The 26556-nt window shown below is 67.1% G+C and carries 22 protein-coding genes; 19 read left to right on the top strand and 3 right to left on the bottom strand.

Going from position 1 to position 26556, the window contains the following annotated elements:
- The 3 genes from ccsA to msrQ all read left to right on the top strand — a co-directional run.
- Nucleotides 1-180: cytochrome c biogenesis protein CcsA (ccsA, locus tag DIE12_RS33335; protein WP_171928181.1), on the top strand; the 180-nt coding region annotated here is incomplete at its 5' end.
- A 158-nt stretch (nt 181-338) separates the two neighbouring features.
- A complete protein-coding gene (gene msrP, locus DIE12_RS33330) occupies nt 339-1334 on the top strand; it encodes a protein-methionine-sulfoxide reductase catalytic subunit MsrP (RefSeq protein WP_124522256.1) in 996 nt (331 codons plus the stop codon).
- 20 nt (nt 1335-1354) lie between these two features.
- On the top strand, nt 1355-2044 hold the full coding sequence (gene msrQ, locus DIE12_RS33325) for a protein-methionine-sulfoxide reductase heme-binding subunit MsrQ (RefSeq protein WP_124522254.1): 690 nt from the start codon (nt 1355-1357) through the stop codon (nt 2042-2044).
- 85 nt (nt 2045-2129) lie between these two features.
- On the opposite strand, the gene lptM is transcribed toward msrQ, so the two are convergent.
- On the bottom strand, nt 2130-2411 hold the full coding sequence (gene lptM / locus DIE12_RS33320) for an LPS translocon maturation chaperone LptM (protein WP_124522252.1): 282 nt from the start codon (nt 2409-2411) through the stop codon (nt 2130-2132).
- Between the two features lie 36 nt (nt 2412-2447).
- Here lptM and cyaY point away from each other — a divergent pair, with 36 nt between their 5' ends.
- Nucleotides 2448-2774, top strand: a complete 327-nt coding sequence (cyaY, locus tag DIE12_RS33315; RefSeq protein WP_124487840.1) for an iron donor protein CyaY — start codon at nt 2448-2450, stop codon at nt 2772-2774.
- Between the two features lie 100 nt (nt 2775-2874).
- Here the strand turns inward: cyaY and DIE12_RS33310 are convergent, their stop codons facing one another.
- Nucleotides 2875-5262 carry a penicillin-binding protein 1A gene (locus tag DIE12_RS33310; protein ID WP_082088581.1) on the bottom strand — a complete coding sequence of 796 codons (2388 nt, stop codon included), beginning with the start codon at nt 5260-5262 and terminating at the stop codon, nt 2875-2877.
- A gap of 226 nt (nt 5263-5488) precedes the next feature.
- Between DIE12_RS33310 and DIE12_RS33305 the strand changes: the two genes are divergently transcribed.
- From DIE12_RS33305 to ugpQ, 12 genes are all read left to right on the top strand, one after another.
- Complete coding sequence (locus DIE12_RS33305; protein WP_124522250.1) at nt 5489-6412, top strand: competence protein ComA; 924 nt, start codon at nt 5489-5491, stop codon at nt 6410-6412.
- Nucleotides 6409-7044: a fimbrial protein gene (locus DIE12_RS33300; RefSeq protein ID WP_124487842.1), complete on the top strand. Its 636-nt coding sequence runs from the start codon at nt 6409-6411 to the stop codon at nt 7042-7044. Before DIE12_RS33305 ends, DIE12_RS33300 begins: the two co-directional genes overlap by 4 nt.
- The gene (locus DIE12_RS33295; RefSeq protein ID WP_124522248.1) at nt 7041-7907 is read left to right on the top strand and encodes a pilus assembly protein; all 867 of its coding nucleotides are present in this window, start codon (nt 7041-7043) and stop codon (nt 7905-7907) included. The genes DIE12_RS33300 and DIE12_RS33295 overlap by 4 nt, the downstream gene beginning before the upstream one ends.
- The gene (locus DIE12_RS33290; RefSeq protein ID WP_124522246.1) at nt 7904-9556 is read left to right on the top strand and encodes a type IV pilus secretin PilQ; all 1653 of its coding nucleotides are present in this window, start codon (nt 7904-7906) and stop codon (nt 9554-9556) included. Before DIE12_RS33295 ends, DIE12_RS33290 begins: the two co-directional genes overlap by 4 nt.
- Nucleotides 9557-9596: 40 nt before the next feature.
- Nucleotides 9597-10151, top strand: a complete 555-nt coding sequence (locus DIE12_RS33285) for a shikimate kinase (RefSeq protein WP_082088580.1) — start codon at nt 9597-9599, stop codon at nt 10149-10151.
- The gene (gene aroB / locus DIE12_RS33280) at nt 10148-11227 is read left to right on the top strand and encodes a 3-dehydroquinate synthase (RefSeq protein WP_044845981.1); all 1080 of its coding nucleotides are present in this window, start codon (nt 10148-10150) and stop codon (nt 11225-11227) included. Before DIE12_RS33285 ends, aroB begins: the two co-directional genes overlap by 4 nt.
- Nucleotides 11228-11268: 41 nt before the next feature.
- Nucleotides 11269-12477, top strand: coding sequence for a deoxyguanosinetriphosphate triphosphohydrolase (locus DIE12_RS33275; protein ID WP_044845980.1), 1209 nt, complete (start codon nt 11269-11271; stop codon nt 12475-12477).
- A 90-nt stretch (nt 12478-12567) separates the two neighbouring features.
- The gene (gene ugpB, locus DIE12_RS33270; RefSeq protein ID WP_124522244.1) at nt 12568-13902 is read left to right on the top strand and encodes a sn-glycerol-3-phosphate ABC transporter substrate-binding protein UgpB; all 1335 of its coding nucleotides are present in this window, start codon (nt 12568-12570) and stop codon (nt 13900-13902) included.
- A 98-nt stretch (nt 13903-14000) separates the two neighbouring features.
- Entirely contained in the window at nt 14001-14885 is an 885-nt protein-coding gene (ugpA, locus tag DIE12_RS33265; protein ID WP_044845978.1) for a sn-glycerol-3-phosphate ABC transporter permease UgpA, read from the top strand.
- On the top strand, nt 14882-15727 hold the full coding sequence (gene ugpE, locus DIE12_RS33260) for a sn-glycerol-3-phosphate ABC transporter permease UgpE (protein WP_044845977.1): 846 nt from the start codon (nt 14882-14884) through the stop codon (nt 15725-15727). Before ugpA ends, ugpE begins: the two co-directional genes overlap by 4 nt.
- 31 nt (nt 15728-15758) lie before the next feature.
- Nucleotides 15759-16844 carry a sn-glycerol-3-phosphate import ATP-binding protein UgpC gene (locus DIE12_RS33255; protein WP_124487847.1) on the top strand — a complete coding sequence of 362 codons (1086 nt, stop codon included), beginning with the start codon at nt 15759-15761 and terminating at the stop codon, nt 16842-16844.
- A 28-nt stretch (nt 16845-16872) separates the two neighbouring features.
- A complete protein-coding gene (gene ugpQ / locus DIE12_RS33250) occupies nt 16873-17637 on the top strand; it encodes a glycerophosphodiester phosphodiesterase (RefSeq protein WP_124522260.1) in 765 nt (254 codons plus the stop codon).
- A 163-nt stretch (nt 17638-17800) separates the two neighbouring features.
- Here the strand turns inward: ugpQ and DIE12_RS33245 are convergent, their stop codons facing one another.
- A complete protein-coding gene (locus tag DIE12_RS33245) occupies nt 17801-18526 on the bottom strand; it encodes an OmpW family protein (protein WP_044845975.1) in 726 nt (241 codons plus the stop codon).
- A gap of 193 nt (nt 18527-18719) precedes the next feature.
- On the opposite strand from DIE12_RS33245, the gene DIE12_RS33240 reads away from it, so the two are divergent.
- The 3 genes from DIE12_RS33240 (at nt 18720) to DIE12_RS33225 (ending at nt 25978) form a co-directional block, all read left to right on the top strand.
- Nucleotides 18720-19433, top strand: coding sequence for a transposase (locus tag DIE12_RS33240; protein WP_006752972.1), 714 nt, complete (start codon nt 18720-18722; stop codon nt 19431-19433).
- Between the two features lie 289 nt (nt 19434-19722).
- Nucleotides 19723-24426, top strand: coding sequence for a glutamate synthase-related protein (locus DIE12_RS33230; protein ID WP_044845974.1), 4704 nt, complete (start codon nt 19723-19725; stop codon nt 24424-24426).
- Nucleotides 24427-24511: 85 nt separating this feature from the next.
- Nucleotides 24512-25978: a glutamate synthase subunit beta gene (locus DIE12_RS33225; RefSeq protein WP_044845973.1), complete on the top strand. Its 1467-nt coding sequence runs from the start codon at nt 24512-24514 to the stop codon at nt 25976-25978.
- The last annotated feature ends 578 nt before the right edge of the window (nt 25979-26556 follow it).

Here is a 26556-nt window from a genome sequence, read left to right as displayed (position 1 = left end):
GAAACCTGGGCGCTGATCGTGTGGCTCAACTACGCGGCCTGGCTGCACATGCGCCTGATGAAGGGCCTGCGCGGCGCCGTTGCCGCCTGGTGGGCGCTCACCGGCCTGCTCGTGACGACGTTCGCGTTCCTCGGTGTCAACATGTTCCTGTCCGGGCTGCACAGCTACGGCAAGCTGTAAGATTTCCGACGCGGGTCCGACAAAAGACCGCCGGCGCACTGCGTGCCCGGCGGTTTTCTTTTGTAACGGGCGGGCGGTCCGGGCGTCGAACGGCGCAGGATGGGTCGGGTCGAACGCTCATGAAGCGTGCGCGCCGCGCATGCAGGAGGAGCAGCACGATGTGGATCAAACACCCTTTGCGCACCGTACTGACCGGCGGTGACATCGCGCAGAGCCAGATTACGCCGCGCGCGGTGTTCGAGAACCGGCGGCGCGTCTTGCAGGCCGCCGGCCTGGCGGCGGCGGGCGGATTGCTCGGCGGCAGCGGCGCGGCGTTCGCCGCCTATGCGTCGCCCGACGCGCGGGCCGCGAAGCTCGTGGCGAAAACCAACCCGAAGTTCGTTGCGGCCGACCGGGTCACGCCGTTCAAGGACATCACGTCCTACAACAACTTCTACGAATTCGGCACCGACAAGGGCGACCCGGCGCAGAACGCCGGCACGCTGCGGTCGCGCCCGTGGCGCGTGAGCGTCGAAGGCGAGGTGCTGCACCCGAAGGTGTTCGATCTCGACGAACTGCTGAAGCTCGCGCCGCTCGAAGAGCGCGTGTACCGGCTGCGTTGCGTCGAAGGCTGGTCGATGGTGGTCCCGTGGATCGGCGTGCCGCTGTCCGAGCTGATCAAGCGCGTGCAACCGACCGGCAACGCGAAGTACGTGCAGTTCGTCACGCTGGCCGATCCGTCGCAGATGCCGGGGCTGTCGACGCCGGTGCTCGACTGGCCGTACTCGGAAGGGCTGCGGATGGACGAGGCGATGAATCCGCTGACGCTGCTGACGATGGGCGTGTACGGCCAGGTGTTGCCGAACCAGAACGGCGCGCCGGTGCGGATCGTCGTGCCGTGGAAGTACGGCTTCAAGAGTGCGAAGTCGCTCGTGAAGATCCGCTTCGTCGACAAGCAGCCGAAAACGAGCTGGAACACGTACGCGTCGAACGAATACGGCTTCTATTCGAACGTGAACCCGAACGTCGATCACCCGCGCTGGAGCCAGGCGACCGAGCGCCGGATCGGCGAGGACGGCTTCTTCACGCCGAAGCGCAAGACGCTGATGTTCAACGGCTACGGCGATCTCGTCGCGTCGATGTATCAGGGCATGGACCTGAAGAAGAACTTCTGAGTGCGCCGGTGAGAAACGACATGCCTCCTTCGACGCTGACGCCCGCGCGCGCGTCCGGCACGCGCACGGCTGCCGCCGGCAGTTCCCGGGGCGGCGCAGCGCGTGCTGCCGCGCCGCGCTGGCTTGCCCCCGCCAAGGTGCTGGTTTTCGCGGCCGGACTCTATCCGCTCACCCGTCTCGTGCTGTTCGGGCTGACCGACCGGCTCGGCGCGAACCCGGTCGAATTCATCACGCGTTCGACGGGCCTCTGGACGCTGGTGATGCTCTGCCTCACGCTCGGCGTCACACCGCTTCGGCGCGTGACGGGCGTTCCCGCGTTGCTGCGCTTTCGCCGGATGATCGGCCTGTTCGCGTTCTTTTACGCGACGCTGCATTTCACGACGTATCTGTGGTTCGACAAGTGGTTCGACGTGCTTGCGATCCTGACGGACGTCGGCAAGCGTCCGTTCATCACGGTCGGCTTCGCCGCGTTCGTGCTGCTGATTCCGCTGGCCGCGACCTCGCCGCGCGCGATGGTGCGCCGGCTCGGCCGTCACTGGGCGACGCTGCATCGCGCGATCTATGTGATCGCGCTGTTCGGCGTGCTGCATTTCTGGTGGATGAGGGCCGGCAAGCACAATCTCGCGCAGCCGAAGCTCTACGCGGTGATCGTTGCGGTGCTGCTCGGCTGGCGCCTGCTCGAATGGGGCTGGCGGCGCATCCGCGCGTGACGAGGCGGGCCCGGAAAAACAAAAGGCGATGACAGGCAGTCATCGCCTTGGTCGCGAAGGAAGCCGCGCGAGCGGCGGCGCGCGCTTACTGCGTGGCGGCCGGGCCGGATGCCGGCGTCACGGCCTTCGATGCATCGCTCGACAGCTCCGGTGACAGCGTGAGCGGCGTGCCGGAAGAATCGGGAATGCTGTCGGACGACGCGTTTTCATCGGTCGGCGTGACGTCGGACGGCGCCGTGTCCTGCTGCTGGATGGGCTTCGCCGGCAACGGGGGCACGGTGGGCAGATAGAGCGGACCGCGTTGACCGCAGCCGGCAAGAATCGCCAAAGCCGCTACAATCGCGCTCATCCGGAAAACGACTCGCATGATCGTCCCTGAACAATTTAACCGATAGAGTTTAGCATGTCCGATACTGAATACCTGGCCCGTGCCGAGGCCGTGCTGGCGGCCGTCGAGCGTACCGTGGATGCCGCGAACGACGGCGATCACGACATCGATCTGGAGCGCAACGGCAGCGTGCTGACGCTGACGTTCGAGAACGGCTCGAAGATCATCGTCAACCTCCAGCCGCCGATGAAGGAGCTGTGGATCGCCGCGAAGGCGGGCGGGTTCCATTACCGTTTCGTGGACGGCGAATGGCGCGATACGCGCACCGGCACCGAGTTCTTCGCGGCGCTCACCGAGTACGCGACGCAGCAGGCCGGCCTGCCGATCACGTTCGGCGCGTAACGCGTCCGGCGCTTGCTTGGCCGGGCGGCCGATACGCCGGATCGAAGCACAACGAAAAAGCGCCCCGCAGGGCGCTTTTTTCATGCTCGGGCCGTTCGTGTCAGTGGCCGCGGAACAGGTTCATGATGTCCTGCTTCTCCTGTTCGTCGACATGCGGCACCGCTTCGTCGGTGCTCTGCACCGCCGGCGCCTGCGGCACGCCGACCGTCGACACGAAGCCGTGCCCCGGCGTGAAGTCGGTGAAGTACAACTCGCTGCCGAGCGCCTGGACGTCGTCCGGCATCGTCGGCTTGAACTCCGGCACGCCCTTCAGCGCCGCGCCCATATAGTCGATCCAGACCGGCAACGACAGGCCGCCGCCGGTTTCGCGATCGCCGAGGCTGCGCGGGTTGTCGTAACCGATCCACGCGATCGCCGCGAGCGTGTGCTGGTAGCCGGCGAACCACGCGTCGTGCGAGTCGTTCGTCGTGCCGGTCTTGCCTGCGAGGTCGGTGCGCTTCAGCACGTTGGTGCGCGCGCCCGTGCCGCGCTGCGCGACGCTCTGCAGCAGGCTGTTCATCACGTATGCGTTGCGCGCGTCGATCGCGCGCGGCGCGTTTTGCTCGGCGATGAGCGGCTGCGCGCGGGCGACGACAGCGCCGTTCGGATCGGTCACTTCGGCGATCAGGTACGGATTCACGCGGAAGCCGCCGTTCGCGAACACCGAGTACGCGCCGGCCATCTGCAGCGGCGTGACCTGGCCCGCGCCGAGCGCCATCGGCAGGTAGGCCGGATGACGGTCGGCGTCGAAGCCGAAGCGCGTGATGTACTGCTGCGCGTACTTCGTGCCGATGTGGTTCAGGATCCGGATCGACACGAGGTTGCGCGAGCGCTGCAGCGCGGTGCGCATCGACATCGGGCCTTCGAAGCCGCCGCCGTAGTTCTTCGGTTCCCACGGCTGGCCGCCGGTTTCCGCTGCGCTGAAATACAGTGGGCCGTCGTTGATCACCGTGGCCGGACCGAGGCCCTTGTCGAGCGACGCCGAGTAGATGAACGGCTTGAACGACGAACCCGGTTGCCGCCACGCCTGCGTGACGTGGTTGAACTTGTTCTTGTTGTAGTCGAAGCCGCCGACCAGCGAGCGGATCGCGCCGTCCTGCGGAACGATCGAGATGAACGCGCCTTCGACCTGCGGCAACTGCGTGATCGACCACTTCCCGGCGTCGTTCTTCACGACCCGGACGATCGCGCCCGGGCGGATGCGGCGGTTCGGCTGCGCGCCGGCCGACAGCGCGCCCGACGCGAAGCGCAGGTTGTCGCCTTCGATCGTCGCGCTGCTGCCGTCGATGAAGGCGATGGTGATCTGGCGCGGGGTGGCTGCGGTGACGACCGCCGCGATCAGCTCGCCGTTGTCGGGGTGTTCGAGCAGCGCATCGTCGATCGCCTGCTCGCGATCGTCGGCGCCGGCCGGCAATTCGATGAAGCCTTCCGGCCCGCGATAGCCGTGGCGGCGCTCGTAATCCATGATGCCCTTGCGCAGCGAGGTGTAGGCAACCTGCTGGTCGGCGGAATCGATCGTCGTGACGACGTTGAAGCCGCGCGTGTAGGTTTCCTCGCGGTACTGCGCGTACATCATTTGTCGGACCATTTCCGCGACGTACTCGGCGTGCACGCTGAACTCGCGGCCCGCACCCTTGACGGCGAGCGGCTGCGCGACGGCTTGGTCGTACTGCTCGCGCGTGATGAAGTTCAGCTCGAGCATCCGCTGCAGGATGTATTCCTGGCGCACCTTCGCGCGCTTCGGATTGACGACCGGGTTGTACGCGGATGGCGCTTTCGGCAGCCCCGCGAGCATCGCCGCTTCGGCGAGCGTGATGTCCTTCAGGTCCTTGCCGAAATAGACCCGCGCGGCGCTCGCGAAGCCGTACGCACGCTGGCCGAGATAGATCTGATTCATGTAGACCTCGAGAATCTGATCCTTCGTCAGCGCGCGCTCGATCCGGTAGGCCAGCAGCATCTCGTAGATCTTGCGCGTGTAGGTCTTTTCGCTCGACAGGAAGAAGTTGCGCGCGACCTGCATCGTGATCGTGCTCGCGCCCTGCGACGCATGGCCATTCGTCAGTGCGACGAAGCCGGCGCGGGCGATGCCGGTGAGGTCGACGCCGCCGTGATCGTAGAAGCGTGCGTCCTCGATCGCGAGGATCGCCTTCTTGAGCGAGTCGGGCACGTCCTTGAAATGGACGATGTCGCGGCGTTCCTCGCCGAATTCGCCGATCAGCACGTGATCGGACGTATAGATGCGCAGCGGTACCTTCGGACGATAGTCGGTCAGCGCGTCGAGCGACGGCATGTTCGGCCACGCGACGACGAGCGCGTAGCCGAGCACGAGGCCGCCGGCCACGACGAGGGCCACGCACATCGCGGCGAGGCCGATCAGGACTTTCAGCCACCAGGACCGCTTCTTCGGCTCGGGCGCGGGAGGCGGGGACGTAGGAGACGTGGATTGCATAGGCATACCGGAAAACAGTCCCGCGATTATAGCTGCCCGGTAAGACCGGCCCTGACGCGGGGGGCGGCGGCCGGAAACCGGCTGATCGCGGTGCCGCCGGCATAGTGTCCGCGAGGTCGCCCCGTGCCACAACTGGCCGTCCGGCCGACTGTCGGGCACACGCGCCGCTTTGCAGAATCAGGCCTCGGAAACGCGGCGTGGGCCGCAACGATCGCGGGAGGCTGGGATGGCAGGACGATGGGCGGCGCGGTTCGCGCCGGGCAGGCACCGTTCGACGGGCATCGACGTCGGGGCGGACGAGGTGAGGGTGGCCGTGCTGAGCCGGCGCGGGCGGGCCCTGGAGGTGCGGGTCGAAGGACTCGAGCGGGAGCCGGTCGGATTGCAGGACGGGCCGGAGGAGGCGCGCTGGGCCGCGGTCGCACGCGCGCTGGCGGCGGCCGTGTCGCGATTGTCGGCGGCGGGCGTGCGCTGCGACACGCGCGGCGTGATGGCGCTGCGCGACGACGAAATGCGGACCGCGACGCTCGACCTGGCCGGGCGCGACGACGTCGCGGACGCCGCCCGGCAAGCCGCTGAACGGATCTCGGGGCTGCCGCCCGACAGTCTCGCGTTCGACTGGCGGCAGGACGACGGCGCGTGCCCGGGCGAGGTCGAGGTCGCCGTGGCGCCGCAGGCATTGCTCGAACGGCGGATCGACGTGGCCGCGCAGGCCGGCGTCGACCTGACGGCCGTCGACGGCGAGTCGGCCGCCGCGCTGCGCGCGTTGCGCTATGCCGCGCAGTTCGAACCCGACGCCCACGGCCCGTACGCCGCATTCTGGTTCTGCGACACGGGCGTACGCGGTTGGCGGGTCGACGGTGCGATCGCCGTACCGGTGCTCGCGGTGTCCGGCGACGTGCAGGCGGCGTTCCCCGACGCATTGCGCCAGTGCGTGTTCGAGCCGGTGCGCTGTGTGCTCGTGGCCGGCGACGCGCGCAGCATCGCCCGCTGCGGTACGTCGGCCGCCGATATCGGCGATGCGCTCGGCGTGGCCGCGGTGCCGTTCGACTGCACCGGATGGGACGGGCTGCCGGGCGCGCTCGCCGGAACGCAGGGCGGTCCGGCGTTTGCCCTCGCGATCGGGCTGGCGCTGCGCGGGGTGTGGGAATGATGGCCGATGTGGGGTTCGGGCGAACTGCCGCCGGCCACGCCGTGCTCGGCGGCTTCAATCTGCTGCCGTACCGTGAGCGGCTGGCGCAGGCGTTGCGGCGGCGCCGTGCCGCGCAGTGCGGGGCGGCGGTCGTGCTCGGCGTGCTCGGGGCCTGCGTTTGGACGGGTGCGGCGACGGCGTGGCGATGGCGCATGGATGCGGAGCGTACGCGTGTGGAGGCGCGGCTGCGGCAATTGCAGCCACGGATCGATGCCGCACGGCGCGCCGCCGGCGTGGCTGCCGACCTCGCGCGACGCGATGCACGGGCGGTCGTGCTTGCCGCGCCTTACCGGCGTGTCGCCGGGCTGCTCGCGACGCTGGCCCAGGTGCGCGACGACACCGTCCGGCTCGACGCATTGCGCACGACTGCGTCCGGCGCCGTGCTCGACGCGCGCACGACGAGTTACCGGGCGGCCGCGCGGTGGCTCGCACGGATTGCGGTCGAGCAGCGTGACTGGCGATTCGATGTCGGTGCGCTGACACCTGCTTCGGCCACGCCGGTCACGGGTTCGGCCGTGCCGTTCCGGTTTTCCGTGCAGGTGCGTTGGCACGACGCGCCGCCGCGGCAGAACGCAGCGGGAGGCGACGCATGACGGCGATCACGCATCGGTCCATGCCAGCCGGTGCCGGGCGGCGCGGCCGCATGGCGCGGATGTCGCCGGCTGCGGCGCATGCCATCGGCTGCGTGGCGGCGTTCGCGTGCGTGACGATGGGCACCATTCATCTGATGGATGCCGTCGACGCGAGCGGCCTCGCACGCAGTCGCGCGTTGCTGGCAACGGCACAAGTGCGTGCCGCCGACGCACAGCGGCTGCTCGCGACCGCGCCACGGCGCGACCCGGACCCGGCTGCCGGGCACGCCTCCAGCGTGCCGAGTGCGTCGGGGTGGCCCGCACTGATGCTCGAACTGGCGGACCTGGCCGGCGCGAGCGGACTGCGGATCGTGTCGATCGAGCCGCGGCGCACTGACGAAGCGGCGCCGGATGGCCGACGCACGGTGCGGATCGTCGCGGACGGCGGCTTTCCGGCGTTACTGCGGCTGATCGGCGGGCTGGCGAGTTTTCCCGCGCTGGTGGTGCCGTCGAGGCTGCATATTGAGCGCAAACCGCCCGCGTTGCGGGTGGACATGACGATCGACGTGCTTCCGGCGCTGTCGGGGGCTCGTGTTCCCGATGGCACGGTGCGGCTGCTTGCCGGCGTGCCGAGCGACGATCCATTCGGCGGCGATGGCTTGCCCGCGCAGGCCGACGATGCGACGCCGCGCCTGGCCGGCACGATTCGCGACGTACGCGCCGGGCTCGCGCTATTCGACGCGGGCGATGGCGCATTCGCGACCGTTGCGCCGGGCGAAGCGTTCGGGATGTCACGCGTGGTGAGCGTCGATGCCGGTGCGGTGACGCTTGCGACAGCTGATGGCGCGCGCCGGTTCGTCATGGATGACGGAGGTCGCCCATGACGAAGTACGGATGGCGGGCGATCGCATTCTGGGTCGGATCGGGCGTGGCCGCGGCACACGCGGCGCTGCCGCCGTTGCCCCTGTTGCCGCCTTTGCCGCCGGCCGGCTGGCCGATCGCATCGATGCAGGCGCATGCCCAGGACACACCGCTGCCGCAGGGCGCGCCCGACGGTGCGGACGGCGCAGCGCCCGCGCATGACGGCCCGCCGCCGTTCGATCGGGCAGTGCGCGCGGCGCTTCAAGCGGACACAACCGCACCGGTGCTCCGGCTGGAAGGGCCGCCGATTCCATTGCCGCCGCCGACGCGCATGAGCGACGCCGCGGCGCGGCACCCCGGCGATGCGGATGACGCGCGGCGGATCTCGCTGAATCTGCAAGGCGCCGGGCTCGCTGCCGCGTTCGACGCGCTCGCGCGATTCACCGGGCTGAACATCATCGTCGGCGAGCAGGTGCGCGGCACCGTGACGTTACGTCTGAACAATGTCCGCTGGCGCGATGCGTTCGACACGTTGCTCGACACGCACGGGCTGGCGATGTCCCGGCGCGGCAACGTGATCTGGGTCACGCCGGCGGCCGAGCTCGCCGCGCGCGAGCGCGAGCGCTTCGAAACGCATGCACGCGCGGCCGAGCTGGAGCCGCTCGCGAGCCGGACCTTCGCGCTGCATTACCCGCGCGCGCAGGACGTGCAGCGGCTGCTGGCCGGAGCGACCGGCCAGCGTCTGCTGTCGAAACGCGGCGCCGCGGCGGCCGACCCGCGCACGAACCTGTTGTTCGTCACCGATCTGGCGCCGCGCATCGCGCAGATCGCGGGCTTGATCGACGCGATCGACCGGCCATCGCGGCAGGTCCGGATCGAGGCGCGGATCGTAGAAGGCGAGCAAGGCTTCTCGCGCAACCTCGGCGCACGTGTCGCGCTGCGCGCGCAGGGACGGGCGCCCGCGGCCGACGGCGCGGCATTCGCGACGGACACGCGCAACGCGCTCGACCTGGCCGCACGACCGCTCGGCGGCTTCGAGGCGGCGACGGCCGGCTTCACGTTGTTCGCCGCGCCGCTCAGCCGCGTGCTCGACGTTGAATTGAGCGCGCTCGAGGCGCAGGGGCGGGGCCAGATCGTTTCCAGCCCGCGCGTTGTGACGGCCGACCGCGTGAAGGCGATCGTCGAACAGGGCTCGGAGCTGCCGTACCAGGCGAAGGTCGGCAACGGCGTGAGCGGCGTGCAGTTCCGCCGCGCGACGCTGAAGCTCGAGGTCGAGCCGCAGATCACGCCCGACGGACGCGTCGTGCTGGACCTGGACGTGACGAAGGACAGCATCGGCGAGCCGACGGCGGCCGGCCCGGCGATTCATACGAAGCACGTCCAGACACGCGTCGAGGTCGAGGACGGCGGAACGGTCGCGATCGGCGGGATTTACGAGCAGTTGAACCGGGACGATGTGACGCGGGTGCCGCTCTTGGGCAAAATACCGGTACTGGGCGCGCTTTTCCGGCACCGCGCACGGCGCGACCAGCGCAGCGAACTGGTCGTCTTCATCACGCCGACGGTCGTCGGCGCGCGTTGCGAAACGGCCGGCGCGGGCGACGCGGATGCGGGAAAAACGGGGCCGGAAGCTGGCGGCGCAGGCTCGACAAGGCAGCCGCTTTGCCAGTAAGCTGCGCCACACACCAGCAAGATTCAAGCAGAGGAAGCCGTTGCAAGCGCGGGACCCACATGCAAACGTATTTTTCGTCGGCCTTATGGGAGCGGGTAAGACCACCGTGGGCCGGGCGGTCGCGCGCCGGCTCGACAGGACGTTCTTCGACTCCGACCACGAAATCGAGGCCCGCACGGGTGCGCGCATTCCGGTGATCTTCGAGATGGAGGGCGAGGCCGGGTTTCGCGACCGCGAATCGCAGGTGATCGCCGATCTCACGCAGCGCGAGAACATCGTGCTTGCGACGGGCGGCGGCGCGGTGCTGCGGCCCGAGAATCGCGACTGCCTGAAAAGCAGCGGCATCGTCATCTATCTGCGCGCCAATCCGCACGATCTGTGGCTGCGCACCCGCAAGGACAAGAACCGCCCGCTGTTGCAGACCGACGATCCGAAGGCGCGTCTCGAAGCGCTCTACGAAGTGCGCGACCCGCTGTACCGCGAGTGCGCGGACTTCATCATCGAGACCGGCCGCCCGTCGGTCAACGGCCTCGTCAACATGGTGCTGATGCAACTCGAACTGGCAGGCGTCATCGCCAAGCCGCTACAAGCATGATTACCGTCAACGTCGATCTGGGCGAGCGCGCCTACCCGATTCATATTGGTGCCGGCCTGATCGGCCGCACCGAGCTGTTCGCCCCTCACATCACCGGTTCGTCGGTCACGATCGTCACGAACACGACGGTCGATCCGCTCTACGGCGACGTGCTGCGCGCGGCGCTCGCGCCGCTCGGCAAGCGCGTGTCGACGGTCGTGCTGCCGGACGGCGAGGCCTACAAGAACTGGGAAACGCTGAACCTGATCTTCGACGGCCTGCTGACCGAGCGCGCCGACCGCAAGACGACGCTCGTCGCACTCGGCGGCGGCGTGATCGGCGACATGACCGGCTTCGCCGCTGCGTGCTACATGCGCGGCGTGCCGTTCATCCAGGTGCCGACGACGCTGCTGTCGCAAGTCGATTCGTCGGTCGGCGGCAAGACGGGCATCAACCACCCGCTCGGCAAGAACATGATCGGTGCGTTCTACCAGCCGCAGGCCGTGATCGCCGATATCGGCGCGCTGACCACGTTGCCCGATCGCGAGCTGGCGGCCGGCGTGGCCGAGGTCATCAAGACGGGCGCGATCGCCGATGCGGCATTCTTCGACTGGATCGAGGCGAACGTCGAGGCGCTGAACCGCCGCGAGCCGGCCGCGCTCGCGCATGCGGTGAAGCGCTCGTGCGAGATCAAGGCGAGCGTGGTCGCAGCCGACGAACGCGAAGGCGGGCTGCGTGCGATCCTGAATTTCGGCCATACGTTCGGCCATGCGATCGAGGCCGGGCTCGGTTATGGCGAGTGGCTGCACGGCGAAGCGGTCGGCTGCGGGATGGTGATGGCGGGCGACCTGTCGGTGCGGCTCGGCCTGCTCGACGAAGCGTCGCGGCAGCGGCTCGACGCGGTGATCGCCGCCGCACATCTGCCGGTGCGCGGGCCGGCACTCGGCGATGCGCGCTACATGGACCTGATGCGCGTCGACAAGAAGGCTGAAGCCGGAGCGATCAAGTTCATCCTGCTGAAGCGATTCGGCGATACGCTGATCACCCAGGCGCCCGACGAAGCCGTGTTCGCTACGCTGGCGCAGACGACCCGGTAACGGCGCCCCGGATGCCCCGGCGCCCCTGACATGGAGGAGACGTGAGCGAGACATCCAGCAGCAAACCGACCCGAGCCGGCCGCGCATCTGCCGCGGCGCTGGCCGAGCCGCCGACGCTGGCGGCGCTGGAAGCCCATCTCGCTCCGTATGCCGCCCACGCGTCGCAGTCGCGCGGCCGCCGCCATCAGGAAACCCCGCCGGCGGCGCGCACCGAATTCCAGCGTGACCGCGACCGCATCGTTCATTCGACCGCGTTCCGCCGGCTCGAATACAAGACGCAGGTCTTCGTCAATCACGAAGGCGACCTGTTTCGCACCCGCCTCACGCACAGCCTCGAAGTCGCGCAGATCGCGCGTTCGGTCGCGCGCAACCTGCGCCTGAACGAGGATCTCGTCGAAGCGATCTCGCTCGCGCACGATCTCGGTCATACGCCGTTCGGCCATGCCGGGCAGGACGCGCTGAATGCGTGCATGCGCGAGCACGGCGGCTTCGAGCACAACCTGCAGAGCCTGGCGGTGGTCGACGAACTCGAGGAGCACTACGGCGCGTTCAATGGCCTGAACCTGTGCTTCGAGACGCGCGAAGGCATCCTCAAGCACTGTTCGCGCGAGAACGCCCGCAAGCTCGGCGCACTCGGCGAGCGTTTCCTGCAAGGCCGCCAGCCGTCGCTGGAAGCGCAGCTCGCGAACATTGCGGACGAAATCGCGTACAACAACCACGACGTCGACGACGGCCTGCGCTCCGGCCTGATCACGATCGAGCAGCTCGCCGAAGTCGAGCTGTGGCAGCGCCACTACGACGCGGCGCTCGCCGAATTCCCGCATCTCGAAGGCCGCCGCCTCGTGCACGAGACGGTGCGCCGCATCATCAACACGCTGATCGTCGACCTGATCGACGAGACCACGCGCAATCTCGCCCGTGTCGCGCCCGCGTCGCTCGACGACGTGCGCGCCGCGCCGCCGCTCGTCGCGCACAGCGAGCCGATCGCCGCGCAGGCGGCGGCCCTCAAGCGTTTCCTGTTCAAGAACCTGTATCGCCACTACAAGGTGATGCGCATGGCGAACAAGGCGCAGCGCGTCGTCACCGGGTTGTTCGACGCGTTCATCGACGATCCGCGCCTGCTGCCGCCGCCGTACCAGTCGGACGACGAAGCGCAGCAGCCGCGCCTCGTCGCGCACTACATCGCCGGCATGACCGACCGCTTCGCGCTGAAGGAATACCAGCGCCTGTTCGTCATCAACGACAACTGACTGTCACAAACGATCACTAGACTTCGCCGGTTCAATGGCGACGGGAATGTTGCACACGCTGTTGGTAACGTTTTCACAGGAGAGAGATCGATGAAGAAGAAGCCCGCGGGGACAATGGTTCGCTCGATCGCGCTGGGCGGCGCGCTCATGTTCGGTGTGCAGCATGCGGCGTTCGCCGCGACGGAGATCCAGTTCTGGCATGCGATGGAGTCGGCGCTCGGTGAGCGCGTCAACGAGCTCGCCACGCAGTTCAACGCATCGCAGAGCGACTACAAGATCGTGCCGGTCTTCAAGGGCACGTACGACCAGGCACTCGCGGCGGGCATCGCCGCCTATCGCAGCGGCAACGCGCCGGCGATCCTCCAGGTCTATGAAGTCGGCACCGCGACGATGATGCAGGCGAAGAAGGCTGTCGTGCCGGTCTACGACGTGTTCAAGCAGGCCGGCGTGCCGCTCGACGAAAAGGCGTTCGTACCGACCATCGCGAGCTACTACAGCGACGCGAAGACGGGCCATCTCGTGTCGATGCCGTTCAACAGCTCGACGCCGGTGCTGTACTACAACAAGGACGCGTTCAAGAAGGCCGGGCTCGACCCGAACCAGCCGCCGAAGACGTGGGCCGACGTGCAGGCCGCCGCGGAGAAGCTGCGCAAATCCGGGATGACGTGCGGCTTCACGACCGGCTGGCAGGGCTGGATCCAGCTCGAGAACTACAGCGCGTGGCATGCGCTGCCGTTCGCGAGCCGCAATAACGGCTTCGACGGCGCCGACGCGGCGCTCGAATTCAACAAGCCGCAGCAGGTCGCGCACATCGCGTTCCTGCAACAGATGCAGAAGGACGGCACGTTCACGTACGCGGGCCGCAAGGACGAGGCATCGGCGAAGTTCTACAGCGGCGACTGCGGGATCCTGACGACGTCGTCGGGCGCGCTCGCGAACGTGCAGAAGTTCGCGAAGTTCAGCTACGGCACGGGCATGATGCCGTACGACGCGAACGTGAAGGGCGCGCCGCAGAACGCGATCATCGGCGGCGCGAGCCTGTGGGTGCTGGCCGGCAAGGATCCGGCGACCTACAAGGGCGTCGCGAAGTTCCTCGCATTCCTGGCCTCGCCGCCGATCGCCGCGAAGTGGCACCAGGAAACCGGCTACCTGCCGGTCACGACGGCTGCGTACGACCTCACGCGCCAGCAGGGCTTCTATGCGAAGAACCCGAGCGCGGAAACCGCGATCAAGCAGATGATGAACAAGCCGCCGCTGCCGTATACGAAGGGGCTGCGCCTCGGCAACATGCCGCAGATCCGCACGGTCGTCGACGAAGAGCTGGAGCAGGTCTGGGCGGAGAAGAAGTCGCCGAAGGAGGCGCTCGACTCGGCGGCGTCGCGCGGCGACGAGCTGCTGCGCCGCTTCGAGAAGTCGGGCGGCTGAGCCTGCATCGCGTTCGTGCCGCCGGCCGCTGCATCGCGTATGCGCGCGTGCGGGCCGGCGGCACGGTTCCCTTCCCGTTTCGCCTCCGGACACCCGCGATGCAATCCCGTTCCCGTTTCGGCGCGAGCCTGCTGCCGTACCTGCTGATCGCGCCGCAGCTCGCGATCACCGCCGTGTTCTTCCTGTGGCCGGCCGGCGTCGCGCTGTGGCAGTCGACGCAGATGCAGGACGCGTTCGGCACGTCGAGTGAATTCGTCGGCTTCGCGAACTTCACGCACCTGTTCGCCGACCCGCTGTACCTCGACTCGTTCCGCACGACGCTGGTGTTCAGCTCGCTCGTCACGGTCAGCGGGCTCGTCGTGTCGCTGCTGCTCGCCGCCTGCGCCGACCGAGTGATCCGCGGCGCGCGCGTATACCGCACGCTGCTGATCTGGCCGTATGCGGTCGCGCCGACGATCGCGGCCGTGCTGTGGGCGTTCCTGTTCAACCCGAGCATCGGCCTCGTCACCTATGCGCTCGCGAAGGGCGGCATCGTGTGGAATCACGCGCTGAACGGCGGCCAGGCGATGTTCCTCGTCGTGCTCGCGTCGGTATGGAAGCAGGTGAGCTACAACTTCCTGTTCTTCTACGCAGGACTGCAGGCGATTCCGCGCTCGCTGATCGAGGCGGCGGCGATCGACGGTGCCGGGCCGGTGCGGCGCTTCTTCCACATCGTGCTGCCGCTGCTGTCGCCGACGAGCTTCTTCCTGCTGGTCGTGAACCTCGTCTACGCGTTCTTCGACACCTTCCCGGTGATCGACGCGGCCACCGCCGGCGGCCCCGCGCAGAGCACGAAGACGCTGATCTACAAGATCTTCACGGAAGGCTTCCAGGGGCTCGACATCGGCAGCTCGGGTGCGCAGTCGGTCGTGCTGATGATCATCGTCGTCGGCCTGACGGTGATCCAGTTCCGCTTCGTCGAACGCAGGGTGCAATACGCATGATCGAAAATCGCAAGGGCTTCGACCTGTTCTGCCACGCGGTGCTGATCGCGGGCGTCGTGCTGATCGTGTTCCCCGTGTACGTCGCGTTCTGCGCGGCGACCATGAACGCGCAGGAAGTGTTCACGATCCCGCTGTCGCTGGTGCCTAGCACGCACCTGCTGGAGAACGTCGCCTATATCTGGGGGCACGGCAGCGGCGGCACGACGGCGCCGTTCGGCCGGCTGCTCGTCAACAGCTTCGTGATGGCGCTCGCGATCGCGGTCGGCAAGATCGCGGTGTCGATCCTGTCCGCGTACGCGATCGTCTACTTCCGCTTCCCGTTCCGCAACACGGCGTTCTGGCTGATCTTCATCACGCTGATGCTGCCGGTCGAGGTGCGGATCTTCCCGACCGTGCAGGTCGTGTCGACGCTCCACATGACGAACACCTACGCGGGGCTCTCGCTGCCGCTGATCGCATCGGCGACCGCGACGTTCCTGTTCCGCCAGTTCTTCATGACGCTGCCCGACGAGCTGATGGACGCCGCGCGCATCGACGGCGCGGGGCCGCTGCGCTTCTTCCGGGACGTCGTGCTGCCGCTGTCGAAGACGAGCATCGCGGCGCTGTTCGTGATCACGTTCATCTACGGCTGGAACCAGTATCTGTGGCCGATCCTGATCACGACGGAGGCGTCGCTGTCGACGGCGGTGGTGGGCATCAAGACGATGATCGCGAGCGGCGACGCCGCGACCGAATGGCAATACGTAATGGCGGCGACGCTGCTGGCGATGATTCCGCCGCTCGTCGTCGTGCTGGCGATGCAGCGCTGGTTCGTGCGCGGCCTCGTCGATTCCGAGAAATAACCACGGACGGCAACCGGGAGAAGGACCAAGTATGGCTGCGCTGAGCTTGAAGGGCGTCAGGAAATCCTACGACGGCAAGCAGCACGTGCTGCATGGCATCGACGTGGAGATCGCCGACGGCGAATTCATCGTGCTGGTCGGCCCGTCGGGCTGCGGCAAGTCGACGCTGCTGCGGATGATCGCGGGGCTCGAGACGGTGACGGACGGCGAGATCGCGATCGGTGAGCGCGTGGTCAACGCGCTGGAGCCGAAGGATCGCGACATCGCGATGGTGTTCCAGAACTACGCGCTGTATCCGCACATGACGGTCGCGCAGAACATGGGCTACGGGCTGAAGATCCGCGGCATCGAGCGCGCGACGATCGACGCGCGGGTCGCTGCCGCCGCGAAGATCCTCGAGCTCGAGCCGCTGCTCGCGCGGCGGCCGCGCGAACTGTCGGGCGGCCAGCGGCAGCGCGTCGCGATGGGGCGCGCGATCGTGCGCGAGCCGTCGGTATTCCTGTTCGACGAGCCGCTGTCGAACCTCGACGCGAAGTTGCGCGTGCAGATGCGGCTCGAGATCCAGCGGCTGCATGCGCGGCTCGCGACCACGAGCGTGTACGTGACGCACGACCAGATCGAGGCGATGACGCTCGCGCAGCGCGTGATCGTGATGAACCGCGGCTATGCGGAGCAGATCGGCGCGCCGGTCGACGTGTACGAGAAGCCGGCGACGGTGTTCGTCGCGGGCTTCATCGGCTCGCCGGCGATGAACCTGATGCACGGCCGGCTGTCGGAGGATGGCGCGACGTTTACGGTCGCGGGCGGCGGCCCGGCGCTGCCGGTCGCCGGCGCGCCCGGCATCGGCACCGCGATCGCCACCGGGCGCGACTGGGTGCTCGGCGTGCGGCCGGAGCACATGACGCCGCAGCCGGGCGTCGCGCAGGCGACGCTGCCGGTCGACTCGTGCGAGCTGCTCGGCGCGGACAACCTCGCGCACGGCCGCTGGGGCAACCACGACGTCGCGGTGCGGCTGCCGCACGCGGATCGTCCCGCGCGCGGCACGGCGCTGGGTGCCGCGCTGCCCGCGCACCGGCTGCATTTCTTCGATCCCGAGACCGGCAAGCGGGCCGGCTGATCCTGACGAACCCGTTGCGAGGCGCATGATGACTTCCCGAACCGACTGGCCCTATCCGCGCGTCGTCGCCCATCGCGGCGGCGGCACGCTCGCACCGGAGAACACGCTCGCCGCGTTCGACGAGGGCGCGCGGCGCGGTCACCGGATGGTCGAGTTCGACGCGAAGCTATCCGCCGACGACGTGACGTTCCTCCTGCACGACGACACGGTCGACCGCACGTCGAACGGCCGCGGCCCGGCGGCGGGCATGCGTTATGCGGCGCTGGCCGCGCTCGACGCCGGTGCCTGGTTCGACGCGCGTTTCGCGGGCGAGCGGATGCCGACGCTCGAGGCGGCGGCGGCGCGCTGCGTCGCGCACGGGCTGGCGGCGAACGTCGAGATCAAGCCGTGCCCGGGCCGCGAGCGCGACACGGGGCAGCGGGTCGCGGCCGATGCGGCCGCGTACTGGCATGGCGCGGCGGTGCCGCCGCTCTTGTCGTCGTTCTCGTTCGAGGCGCTGCAACAGGCGCGCGCGAGCGCACCGGCACTGCCGCGCGGGATGCTGTACGAGGCGGTACCGGACGACTGGCACGCGCAGGTCGTCGGTGCGCTCGGCTGCGTATCGTTGCACGCAAGCCACAAGGAGCTCGACGAACCGCTCGTGCGCGCGATCAAGGCGGCCGGCCTGCGGATCCTGGTGTACACGGTCAACGACCTCGCCCGGGCGCGCGAACTCGCGCGCTGGGGCGTCGATGCGGTCTGCACGGACCGGATCGACCTGATCGCCGCCGATGCGCTGGACGACATCGCGTAGCGACCGGTCCCGCGCGATGCTGGTGGCGGGAAAACCCTGAGGCAAAAAAACGACGCCCCGGCGGGTTTCCGCCGGGGCGTTTTCCATCGTGGAGACGTTACGTCACGAAAAATCGGCTACAAATTGCAGCAGGATTAACCATTCCCCAAATATTCGACTACGCTTAGAAGCGGTAGCCGATGTTCAGGTACGTGACGATCGGATTGAGCGAGATCTTCGCTTTCGACGTTTCGGTCAGGGTGCCGACCGGCGTCCGGCGGGCCGTCGTGAAGGTCGCGGTGACGCTGATCGGGATGTACGAGATCGACAGGCCGCCGAACCAGTGTTTCGTGAAGTTGTACGTGAAGCCGGCGTTGAACACGGGCGCCCACTGGTTGCTGGTCGTCGCGCTGGTCGGGCCGCCGAGCACGCCGTTCTCGAAGCTGCTGTTCGTGATCTTTGCGCCGGTGAACCACGTATATGTCGCGCCGACGCCGACATACGGACGGAACTTCGCGTTGGCGTCGTTGAAGTGGTAGCGCAGCAATACGGCGGGGCTCCACTGGTACGCACGGCCGAGTACGCCGAAGTTTTCGAACCGACCCTTGCCGGTAATGTCGAACTTCGGCGGTATCCCCATCACGAGCTCGGTGGAGATATGGTCGGTGACGAAGTAGCCCGCTGCGAGACCGAGCGTATCGGCGTCGTTGATGCCGGCGCCGGTGTTGGGAATCGATTGGTTGATGGGCGTGCCGCCGACGCCGTAGACGAACAGCGGGTCGCTGCTGTCCTGCGGCGAAAAGTGCAGCCAGCCGGTGCTGACGTAGAAATCACCTGCGGATTGTGCGTGTGCCGTACCGCCCGCGAATGCGAGCGCCACGGCCCCCGTAATGGCCAGTTTTCGTTTCATTGTGTCTCCTCCGATCAAAGGCGTGCTCATTATGACGACTGCGTTTAAAACCAAACAAGCTCGCAAGTTAGAGCTTTCTCCCTAGGATTCGCACGACCGTACGCTTCCGCGCCCCGCCAGGACAGGCATTCTACGCAGGTGCGCATTTTCGGACCTTCGGGTATTTCCTAACGCGTTCAAACGGACATTCAGCATGGCACGGTTAGCACGACTCTACGTTCCCGACCAGCCGCAGCACGTGATACTGCGCGGCCTGGATCAGCAACCCGCGTTTGTCGACGACCAGGACTACGAACTCTTCATCGATTGTCTGAAGGCCGCGGCACGCGATCACCATCTTTCGGTGCATGCCTACGTGCTGCTGCCGCGTCAGGTGCAGCTCCTCGTGACGCCGAGCGACGAGGCGAGCCTGCCGAAGGCGATGCAGGCGGTGGGCCGCCGCTACGTCGCGCATTTCAACCGGCGCTATTCGCGGCGCGGCACCCTGTGGGAAGGCCGCTATCGCGCGACCGTGATCGAAGGCGAGCGCTATTTCCTGCTCGCGAGCCGCGTGGTCGAGATGAGCCCGGTGCGCGCGCAGCTGGTCGCGACGCCCGACGCCTATCGCTGGTCGAGCTACCGGCACCACGTCGGGCTCACCGTCGACAGCCTGATCACCGACCATCCGCTCTACTGGGCGCTCGGCAACACGCCGTTCGACCGTCAGCGCGCGTACAAGGAGCTGTGCGAGCAGCCGCTCGACGAGCGGCAGGCCGATCAGCTCCAGCAGGCGACACTCAAGGGCTGGGTGCTCGGCGGCGAGAACTACCGCGAGTGGGCGGCGCGCACGGCGAACCGCCGCGTGTCGCCGCTGCCGCGCGGACGCCCCAGAAAGGTGCGTGAAAACACGCCGCCGATCCAGCAGTAACGCGGGAAAGGCGGATCACGAGGCGGCGCCGCGGGTGCCGCTTCTTTTTGCACCAAAATGATACGGCCCCAATAAAACAGCACCAGATCCGAGCATCTGTTTAAATGGGGTTCTATCAAGCGGTTTTTGTTGCTATTCCTTTGATTCGTCGCGTATATTCCGAATTCCGGTGGCCCGGGTGAAGCTCGCCCAACCACTGTCGGCCGTGCCGTCTCCCGTCGGGAGCGGGATCGACGGCAACAAAAAAATGGTTCAACGGCCCTCGAGGCCCCTTTACGACGGTGTCCCCATGAACGACCACCAGCAGCCGCTCGCCGCGGTGCCCGCCGCACAAGGTCTGTACGACCCGCAAAACGAACACGACGCCTGCGGCGTCGGCTTTGTCGCTCACATCAAGGGCAAGAAGAGCCACGAGATCATTCAGCAGGGTCTGAAGATCCTCGAGAACCTCGATCACCGCGGTGCGGTCGGTGCCGATCCGCTGATGGGCGACGGCGCCGGCATCCTGATCCAGATTCCGGACGCGTTCTATCGCGAGGAAATGTCGAAGCAGGGCGTGACGCTGCCGCCGGCCGGCGAATATGGGGTCGGCATGATCTTCCTGCCGAAGGAAAATGCATCGCGTCTCGCGTGCGAGCAGGAGCTCGAGCGGACGGTGCGGGCAGAAGGGCAGGTCGTGCTCGGCTGGCGCGACGTGCCGGTCGACCATACGATGCCGATCTCGCCGACGGTCAAGGCGAGCGAGCCGCTGATCCGCCAGATCTTCATCGGCCGCGGCAAGGACATCATGGTGACGGACGCGCTCGAGCGGAAGCTGTACGTGATCCGCAAGACCGCGAGCCACCGCATCCAGGCGCTGAAGCTCAAGCACGGCAAGGAATACTTCGTGCCGTCGATGTCGGCGCGCACGATCGTCTACAAGGGGCTGCTGCTGGCGGGCCAGGTCGGCGTGTACTACCGCGACCTGCAGGACGCGCGCGTCGTGTCGGCGCTCGCGCTCGTGCACCAGCGCTTCTCGACCAACACGTTCCCGGCCTGGGAGCTGGCGCACCCGTACCGGATGATCGCGCACAACGGCGAGATCAACACCGTCAAGGGCAACGTGAACTGGCTGAACGCGCGTACCGGCGCGATCGCGTCGCACGTGCTCGGCGACGACCTGCCGAAGCTGTGGCCGCTGATCTACCCGGGCCAGTCGGACACCGCATCGTTCGACAACTGTCTCGAACTGCTGGTGATGGCCGGCTACCCGCTCGTGCACGCGGTGATGATGATGATCCCGGAAGCCTGGGAACAGCACACGCTGATGGACGAGAATCGCCGCGCGTTCTACGAATACCACGCCGCGATGATGGAGCCGTGGGACGGCCCCGCCGCGATCGCGTTTACCGACGGCCGCCAGATCGGCGCGACGCTCGACCGTAACGGCCTGCGCCCGGCGCGCTACATCGTGACCGACGACGACCTCGTCATCATGGCGTCGGAAGCCGGCACGCTGCAGATCCCCGAATCGAAGATCGTCAAGAAGTGGCGCCTGCAGCCGGGCAAGATGTTCCTGATCGACATGGAACACGGCCGCATCATCGACGACAAGGAGCTCAAGGACAACCTCGCGAACGCGAAGCCGTACAAGAGCTGGATCGACGCCGTGCGCATCAAGCTCGACGAGATCGAGCCGAAGGCCGAGGACGTCGCGGCCGGCCGCACGCAGGGCGCCGCGCTGCTCGACCGCCAGCAGGCGTTCGGCTATACGCAGGAAGACCTGAAGTTCCTGATGGCGCCGATGGCGCAGCAGGGCGAAGAGGCCGTCGGCTCGATGGGCAACGACTCGCCGCTCGCGGTGATGTCGAACAAGAACAAGACGCTCTATCACTACTTCAAGCAGCTGTTCGCGCAGGTCACGAACCCGCCGATCGACCCGATCCGCGAGAACATGGTGATGTCGCTCGTGTCGTTCATCGGCCCGAAGCCGAACCTGCTCGACACGAACAACATCAACCCGCCGATGCGTCTCGAAGTGTCGCAGCCGGTGCTCGACTTCAAGGACATCGCGAAGATCCGCGCGATCGACCAGTACACGGGCGGCAAGTTCAGCGCGTACGAACTGAACATCTGCTACCCGGTCGCATGGGGCAAGGAAGGCATCGAGGCGCGCCTCGCGTCGCTGTGCGCGGAAGCCGTCGACGCGGTCAAGTCGGGCTACAACATGCTGATCGTGTCGGACCGCAAGACGGACGCCGAGCACGTCGCGATCCCGGCGCTGCTCGCCACGTCGGCGATCCACTCGCACCTCGTCCAGCAAGGGCTGCGCACGAGCACGGGCCTCGTCGTCGAGACGGGCTCCGCACGCGAGACGCACCACTTCGCGCTGCTCGCGGGCTACGGCGCGGAAGCCGTGCACCCGTACCTCGCGATGGAAACGCTCGCGAAGATGGCCGAAGGCCTGTCGGGTGACCTGTCGCCGGAGAAGGCCGTCTACAACTTCACGAAGGCGGTCGGCAAGGGCCTGCAGAAGGTGATGTCGAAGATGGGCATCTCGACGTACATGTCGTACACGGGCGCGCAGATCTTCGAAGCGCTCGGCCTGTCGAGCGACCTCGTCGAGAAGTACTTCAAGGGCACGGCCTCGAAGGTCGGCGGCATCGGCCTGTTCGAAGTCGCGGAAGAAGCGATCCGCCTGCACCGCGATGCGTTCGGCGACAACCCGGTCCTGCGCGACATGCTCGACGCGGGCGGCGAGTACGCGTATCGCGTGCGCGGCGAAGACCACATGTGGACGCCGGACTCGATCGCGAAGCTCCAGCACGCGACGCGCAGCAACTCGTACCAGACGTACAAGGAATACGCGCACCTGATCAACGACCAGACCAAGCGTCACATGACGTTCCGCGGCCTGTTCGAGTTCAAGGTCGAGCCGACCAAGGCGATCCCGATCGAAAACGTCGAACCGGCGAAGGACATCGTGAAGCGCTTCGCGACGGGCGCGATGTCGCTCGGTTCGATCAGCACGGAAGCGCACGCGACGCTCGCGATCGCGATGAACCGGATCGGCGGCAAGTCGAACACCGGCGAAGGCGGCGAGGACGAGAAGCGCTACCGCAACGAACTGCGCGGCATTCCGATCAAGTCGGGCGAGACGCTGAAGTCGGTGATCGGCGACGAGATCGTCAGCGACATTCCGCTGAAGGATGGCGATTCCCTCCGCTCGAAGATCAAGCAGGTCGCGTCGGGCCGCTTCGGCGTCACCGCCGAGTACCTGGCATCGGCCGACCAGATCCAGATCAAGATGGCGCAGGGCGCGAAGCCGGGCGAAGGCGGCCAGCTGCCGGGCCACAAGGTGTCCGAATACATCGGCAAGCTGCGTTACTCGGTGCCGGGCGTCGGCCTGATCTCGCCGCCGCCGCACCACGACATCTACTCGATCGAGGATCTGGCGCAGCTGATCCACGACCTGAAGAACGTGAACCCGAGCTCGAGCATCTCGGTGAAGCTGGTGTCGGAAGTCGGCGTCGGCACGGTCGCGGCCGGTGTTGCGAAGGCGAAGGCCGACCACGTCGTGATCGCCGGCCATGACGGCGGCACGGGCGCGTCGCCGCTGTCGTCGGTCAAGCATGCGGGCACGCCGTGGGAACTCGGCCTCGCCGAAACGCAGCAGACGCTGGTGCTGAACCGCCTGCGCGGCCGCATCCGCGTGCAGGCCGACGGCCAGATGAAGACGGGCCGCGACGTCGTGATCGGCGCACTGCTCGGCGCGGACGAATTCGGCTTCGCGACGGCACCGCTCGTCGTCGAAGGCTGCATCATGATGCGCAAGTGCCACCTGAACACGTGCCCGGTCGGCGTCGCGACGCAGGATCCGGTGCTGCGTGCGAAGTTCAAGGGCCAGCCCGAGCACGTCGTGAACTACTTCTTCTTCGTCGCCGAGGAAGTGCGCGAGATCATGGCGCAGCTCGGCGTCGCGAAGTTCGACGACCTGATCGGCCGTGCCGACCTGCTCGATACGCGCAAGGGCATCGAGCACTGGAAGGCGAAGGGCCTCGACTTCTCGCGCGTGTTCTACCAGCCGGAAGAGTGCGAGGACGTCGCGCCGCGTCACGTCGACGTGCAGGATCACGGCCTCGAGCGCGCGCTCGACCACGTGCTGATCGAGAAGGCGAAGGCCGCGATCGAGAACGGCGAGCATGTGTCGTTCATCCAGCCGGTGCGCAACGTGAACCGGACGGTCGGCGCGATGCTGTCGGGCGTGATCGCGAAGAAGCACGGCCACGAAGGCCTGGCCGACGACGCGGTGCACATCCAGCTGAAGGGCACGGCCGGCCAGAGCTTCGGCGCGTTCCTCGCGAAGGGCGTGACGCTCGACCTCGTCGGCGACGGCAACGACTACGTCGGCAAGGGCCTGTCGGGCGGCCGGATCATCATCCGTCCGACCAACGACTTCCGCGGCAAGTCCGAGGAAAACATCATCTGCGGCAACACGGTGATGTACGGCGCGATCGAAGGCGAATCGTTCTTCCGCGGCGTCGCGGGCGAACGCTTCTGCGTGCGTAACTCGGGCGCGACGGCGGTCGTCGAAGGCACGGGCGACCACGGTTGCGAATACATGACGGGCGGCACGGTCGTCGTGCTCGGCGAAACCGGGCGCAACTTCGCGGCCGGCATGTCGGGCGGTCTCGCGTACATCTACGATCCGGAAGGCACGTTCGCGGCGAAGTGCAACAAGTCGATGGTCGCGCTCGAGCCGGTGCTGCAGCAGGCCGAGCAGGAGCGCACGGTCGACCGCGCGCTCTGGCATGCGGGCACGACGGACGAAGCGCTGCTCAAGGGGCTCGTCGAGCGTCATTTCCAGTTCACGGGTTCGCCGCGCGCGAAGTCGCTGCTGGAAAACTGGGACGCGGCGCGCCGCCAGTTCGTGAAGGTGTTCCCGCACGAATACAAGCGCGCGCTGGGCGAGATCGGTGCGAAGAAGGCGGCGAAGGAAGTGCTGGCCGCCTGAGCGACGAACGACATAGCGAATGCCGCGCGCGCCTGACGGCCGCGCGCGGCTCCCCCACCCGATACACCGAACAGAAGAGCACCTTATGGGCAAGGCAACCGGTTTTCTGGAGTTCGAACGCCGCCACGAGGCGTACGAAGCACCGCTCACGCGCGTGAAGCACTACAAGGAATTCGTCGCGGCGCTGACCGACGCGGACGCGAAGGTCCAGGGCGCACGCTGCATGGACTGTGGCATCCCGTTCTGCAACAACGGCTGCCCGGTCAACAACATCATTCCGGACTTCAACGATCTCGTTTACCGCCAGGACTGGCAGCAGGCGATCGAAGTCCTGCATTCGACCAACAACTTCCCCGAGTTCACGGGCCGCATCTGCCCGGCGCCGTGCGAGGCAGCCTGCACGCTCGGGATCAACAACGATCCGGTCGGCATCAAGTCGATCGAGCACGCGATCATCGACAAGGCCTGGGCGGAAGGCTGGGTGAAGCCGCTGCCGGCCGAACACAAGACCGGCAAGAAAGTCGCGGTCGTCGGTTCTGGCCCCGCGGGCCTCGCCGCTGCGCAGCAGCTCGCGCGTGCCGGCCACGACGTGACGGTGTTCGAGAAGAACGATCGCGTCGGCGGCCTGCTGCGTTACGGGATCCCCGACTTCAAGCTCGAGAAGTGGCTGATCGATCGCCGCATGCGCCAGATGGAAGCGGAAGGCGTGACGTTCCGCACCAGCGTGTTCATCGGCAAGGATCCGCTGCCCGAGTCGATCGGCAGCCTCGCGAAGGAAACCATTTCGCCGGACACGCTGAAGGAGGAATTCGACGCGGTCGTGATCGCGGGCGGTTCGGAAACGCCGCGCGACCTGCCGGTGCCGGGCCGCGAACTCGCGGGCGTGCATTTCGCGATGGACTTCCTGCCGCAGCAGAACCGCGTGAACGCGGGCGACAAGCTCGCCGACCAGCTGCTCGCGAAGGGCAAGCACGTGATCGTGATCGGCGGCGGCGATACGGGTTCGGACTGCGTCGGCACGTCGAACCGTCACGGCGCGAAGCAGGTCACGCAGTTCGAGCTGCTGCCGCAGCCGCCGGAAGAGGAAAACAAGCCGCTCGTGTGGCCGTACTGGCCGATCAAGCTGCGCACGTCGTCGTCGCACGAGGAAGGCTGCGAGCGTGACTGGGCGGTCGCGACGAAGCGTCTCGAAGGCAAGAACGGCAAGGTCGAGAAGCTGATCGCGGTACGCGTCGAGTGGAAGGACGGCAAGATGCAGGAAGTGCCGGGCTCCGAGTTCGAGATGAAGGCCGACCTGGTGCTGCTCGCGATGGGCTTCACGCAGCCGGCAGCCACCGTGCTCGAGGCGTTCGGCGTCGCGAAGGACGCACGCGGCAACGCGCGTGCGGCGACCGAAGGCGATCGTTCGTACTACACGTCGGTCGACAAGGTGTTCGCGGCAGGCGACATGCGTCGCGGCCAGTCGCTCGTCGTGTGGGCGATCCGCGAAGGCCGCCAGTGCGCGCGCTCGGTCGACGCGTACCTGATGGGGCATTCGGAACTGCCGCGCTGAGTATCATCGCGAGCGGGTTTCGATGAAAGCCGGGCGTCCGAGAGGGCGCCCGGTTTTTTTGTGTAGCAGCCGTTGACGATCGTGTGCCCATCATCGCGTCGCGACGGGGCTTGCCGCATGGCGACAAACATTGTCAGGACGGTTTGGAGTATGTCAACGAGCGTCATTCGATGCCCCCATGTCGATTTGTCCGTCCAATCGGTCGCGCGATAGAGCCAAAGCGCCGTTTTTTTCGAACGTGCCGAGTGCTTTATGTTCCGATGTGCGATCAATTGCCAGGAGATGGGGGGGGCGTGCGGTGATTCCTTGACTCGCCAATAGCTTGCTAGTTGTTCGTTGCAATCGATCATCGCGATGTACTTTGTTCCGTCGACGAGCAGGGGGAATTCCCAGACCCCGAGTTTCCATGCGTGATATCGCGGGGCACCATCGAATTGGATGCGATTGGACTGCACCCCTTGGTCTTCGATGTATGCGAGGATCTTTCCGCGGAGTACCTCGATGGATGCATCGGGGCAACTGCCTTCCGTCCTCTCGTACCGAGAAAACGCCACGACGACGAACAGCAATACGAACGT

Origin of the sequence: Burkholderia sp. Bp9015 (assembly GCF_003853505.1) — a bacterium.
Lineage (GTDB): Bacteria > Pseudomonadota > Gammaproteobacteria > Burkholderiales > Burkholderiaceae > Burkholderia.
Note: the sequence above shows the minus strand (reverse complement) of the source record. Positions and strands in the feature narration are given on the sequence as shown.

What these genes read in the sequence shown, in the direction of transcription:
- DIE12_RS33300 (WP_124487842.1), top strand. Translation starts at nt 6,409, where the DNA reads ATGATGGCCGATGTGGGGTTCGGGCGAACTGCCGCCGGCCACGCCGTG.
- msrQ (WP_124522254.1), top strand. Translation starts at nt 1,355, where the DNA reads ATGCCTCCTTCGACGCTGACGCCCGCGCGCGCGTCCGGCACGCGCACG.
- msrP (WP_124522256.1), top strand. Translation starts at nt 339, where the DNA reads ATGTGGATCAAACACCCTTTGCGCACCGTACTGACCGGCGGTGACATC.
- ugpE (WP_044845977.1), top strand. Translation starts at nt 14,882, where the DNA reads ATGATCGAAAATCGCAAGGGCTTCGACCTGTTCTGCCACGCGGTGCTG.
- lptM (WP_124522252.1), bottom strand. Translation starts at nt 2,411, where the DNA reads ATGCGAGTCGTTTTCCGGATGAGCGCGATTGTAGCGGCTTTGGCGATT.
- DIE12_RS33230 (WP_044845974.1), top strand. Translation starts at nt 19,723, where the DNA reads ATGAACGACCACCAGCAGCCGCTCGCCGCGGTGCCCGCCGCACAAGGT.
- DIE12_RS33305 (WP_124522250.1), top strand. Translation starts at nt 5,489, where the DNA reads ATGGCAGGACGATGGGCGGCGCGGTTCGCGCCGGGCAGGCACCGTTCG.
- DIE12_RS33225 (WP_044845973.1), top strand. Translation starts at nt 24,512, where the DNA reads ATGGGCAAGGCAACCGGTTTTCTGGAGTTCGAACGCCGCCACGAGGCG.
- cyaY (WP_124487840.1), top strand. Translation starts at nt 2,448, where the DNA reads ATGTCCGATACTGAATACCTGGCCCGTGCCGAGGCCGTGCTGGCGGCC.
- DIE12_RS33245 (WP_044845975.1), bottom strand. Translation starts at nt 18,526, where the DNA reads ATGAAACGAAAACTGGCCATTACGGGGGCCGTGGCGCTCGCATTCGCG.
- DIE12_RS33255 (WP_124487847.1), top strand. Translation starts at nt 15,759, where the DNA reads ATGGCTGCGCTGAGCTTGAAGGGCGTCAGGAAATCCTACGACGGCAAG.
- ugpQ (WP_124522260.1), top strand. Translation starts at nt 16,873, where the DNA reads ATGACTTCCCGAACCGACTGGCCCTATCCGCGCGTCGTCGCCCATCGC.
- aroB (WP_044845981.1), top strand. Translation starts at nt 10,148, where the DNA reads ATGATTACCGTCAACGTCGATCTGGGCGAGCGCGCCTACCCGATTCAT.
- DIE12_RS33240 (WP_006752972.1), top strand. Translation starts at nt 18,720, where the DNA reads ATGGCACGGTTAGCACGACTCTACGTTCCCGACCAGCCGCAGCACGTG.
- DIE12_RS33310 (WP_082088581.1), bottom strand. Translation starts at nt 5,262, where the DNA reads ATGCAATCCACGTCTCCTACGTCCCCGCCTCCCGCGCCCGAGCCGAAG.
- ugpB (WP_124522244.1), top strand. Translation starts at nt 12,568, where the DNA reads ATGAAGAAGAAGCCCGCGGGGACAATGGTTCGCTCGATCGCGCTGGGC.
- DIE12_RS33290 (WP_124522246.1), top strand. Translation starts at nt 7,904, where the DNA reads ATGACGAAGTACGGATGGCGGGCGATCGCATTCTGGGTCGGATCGGGC.
- ugpA (WP_044845978.1), top strand. Translation starts at nt 14,001, where the DNA reads ATGCAATCCCGTTCCCGTTTCGGCGCGAGCCTGCTGCCGTACCTGCTG.
- DIE12_RS33295 (WP_124522248.1), top strand. Translation starts at nt 7,041, where the DNA reads ATGACGGCGATCACGCATCGGTCCATGCCAGCCGGTGCCGGGCGGCGC.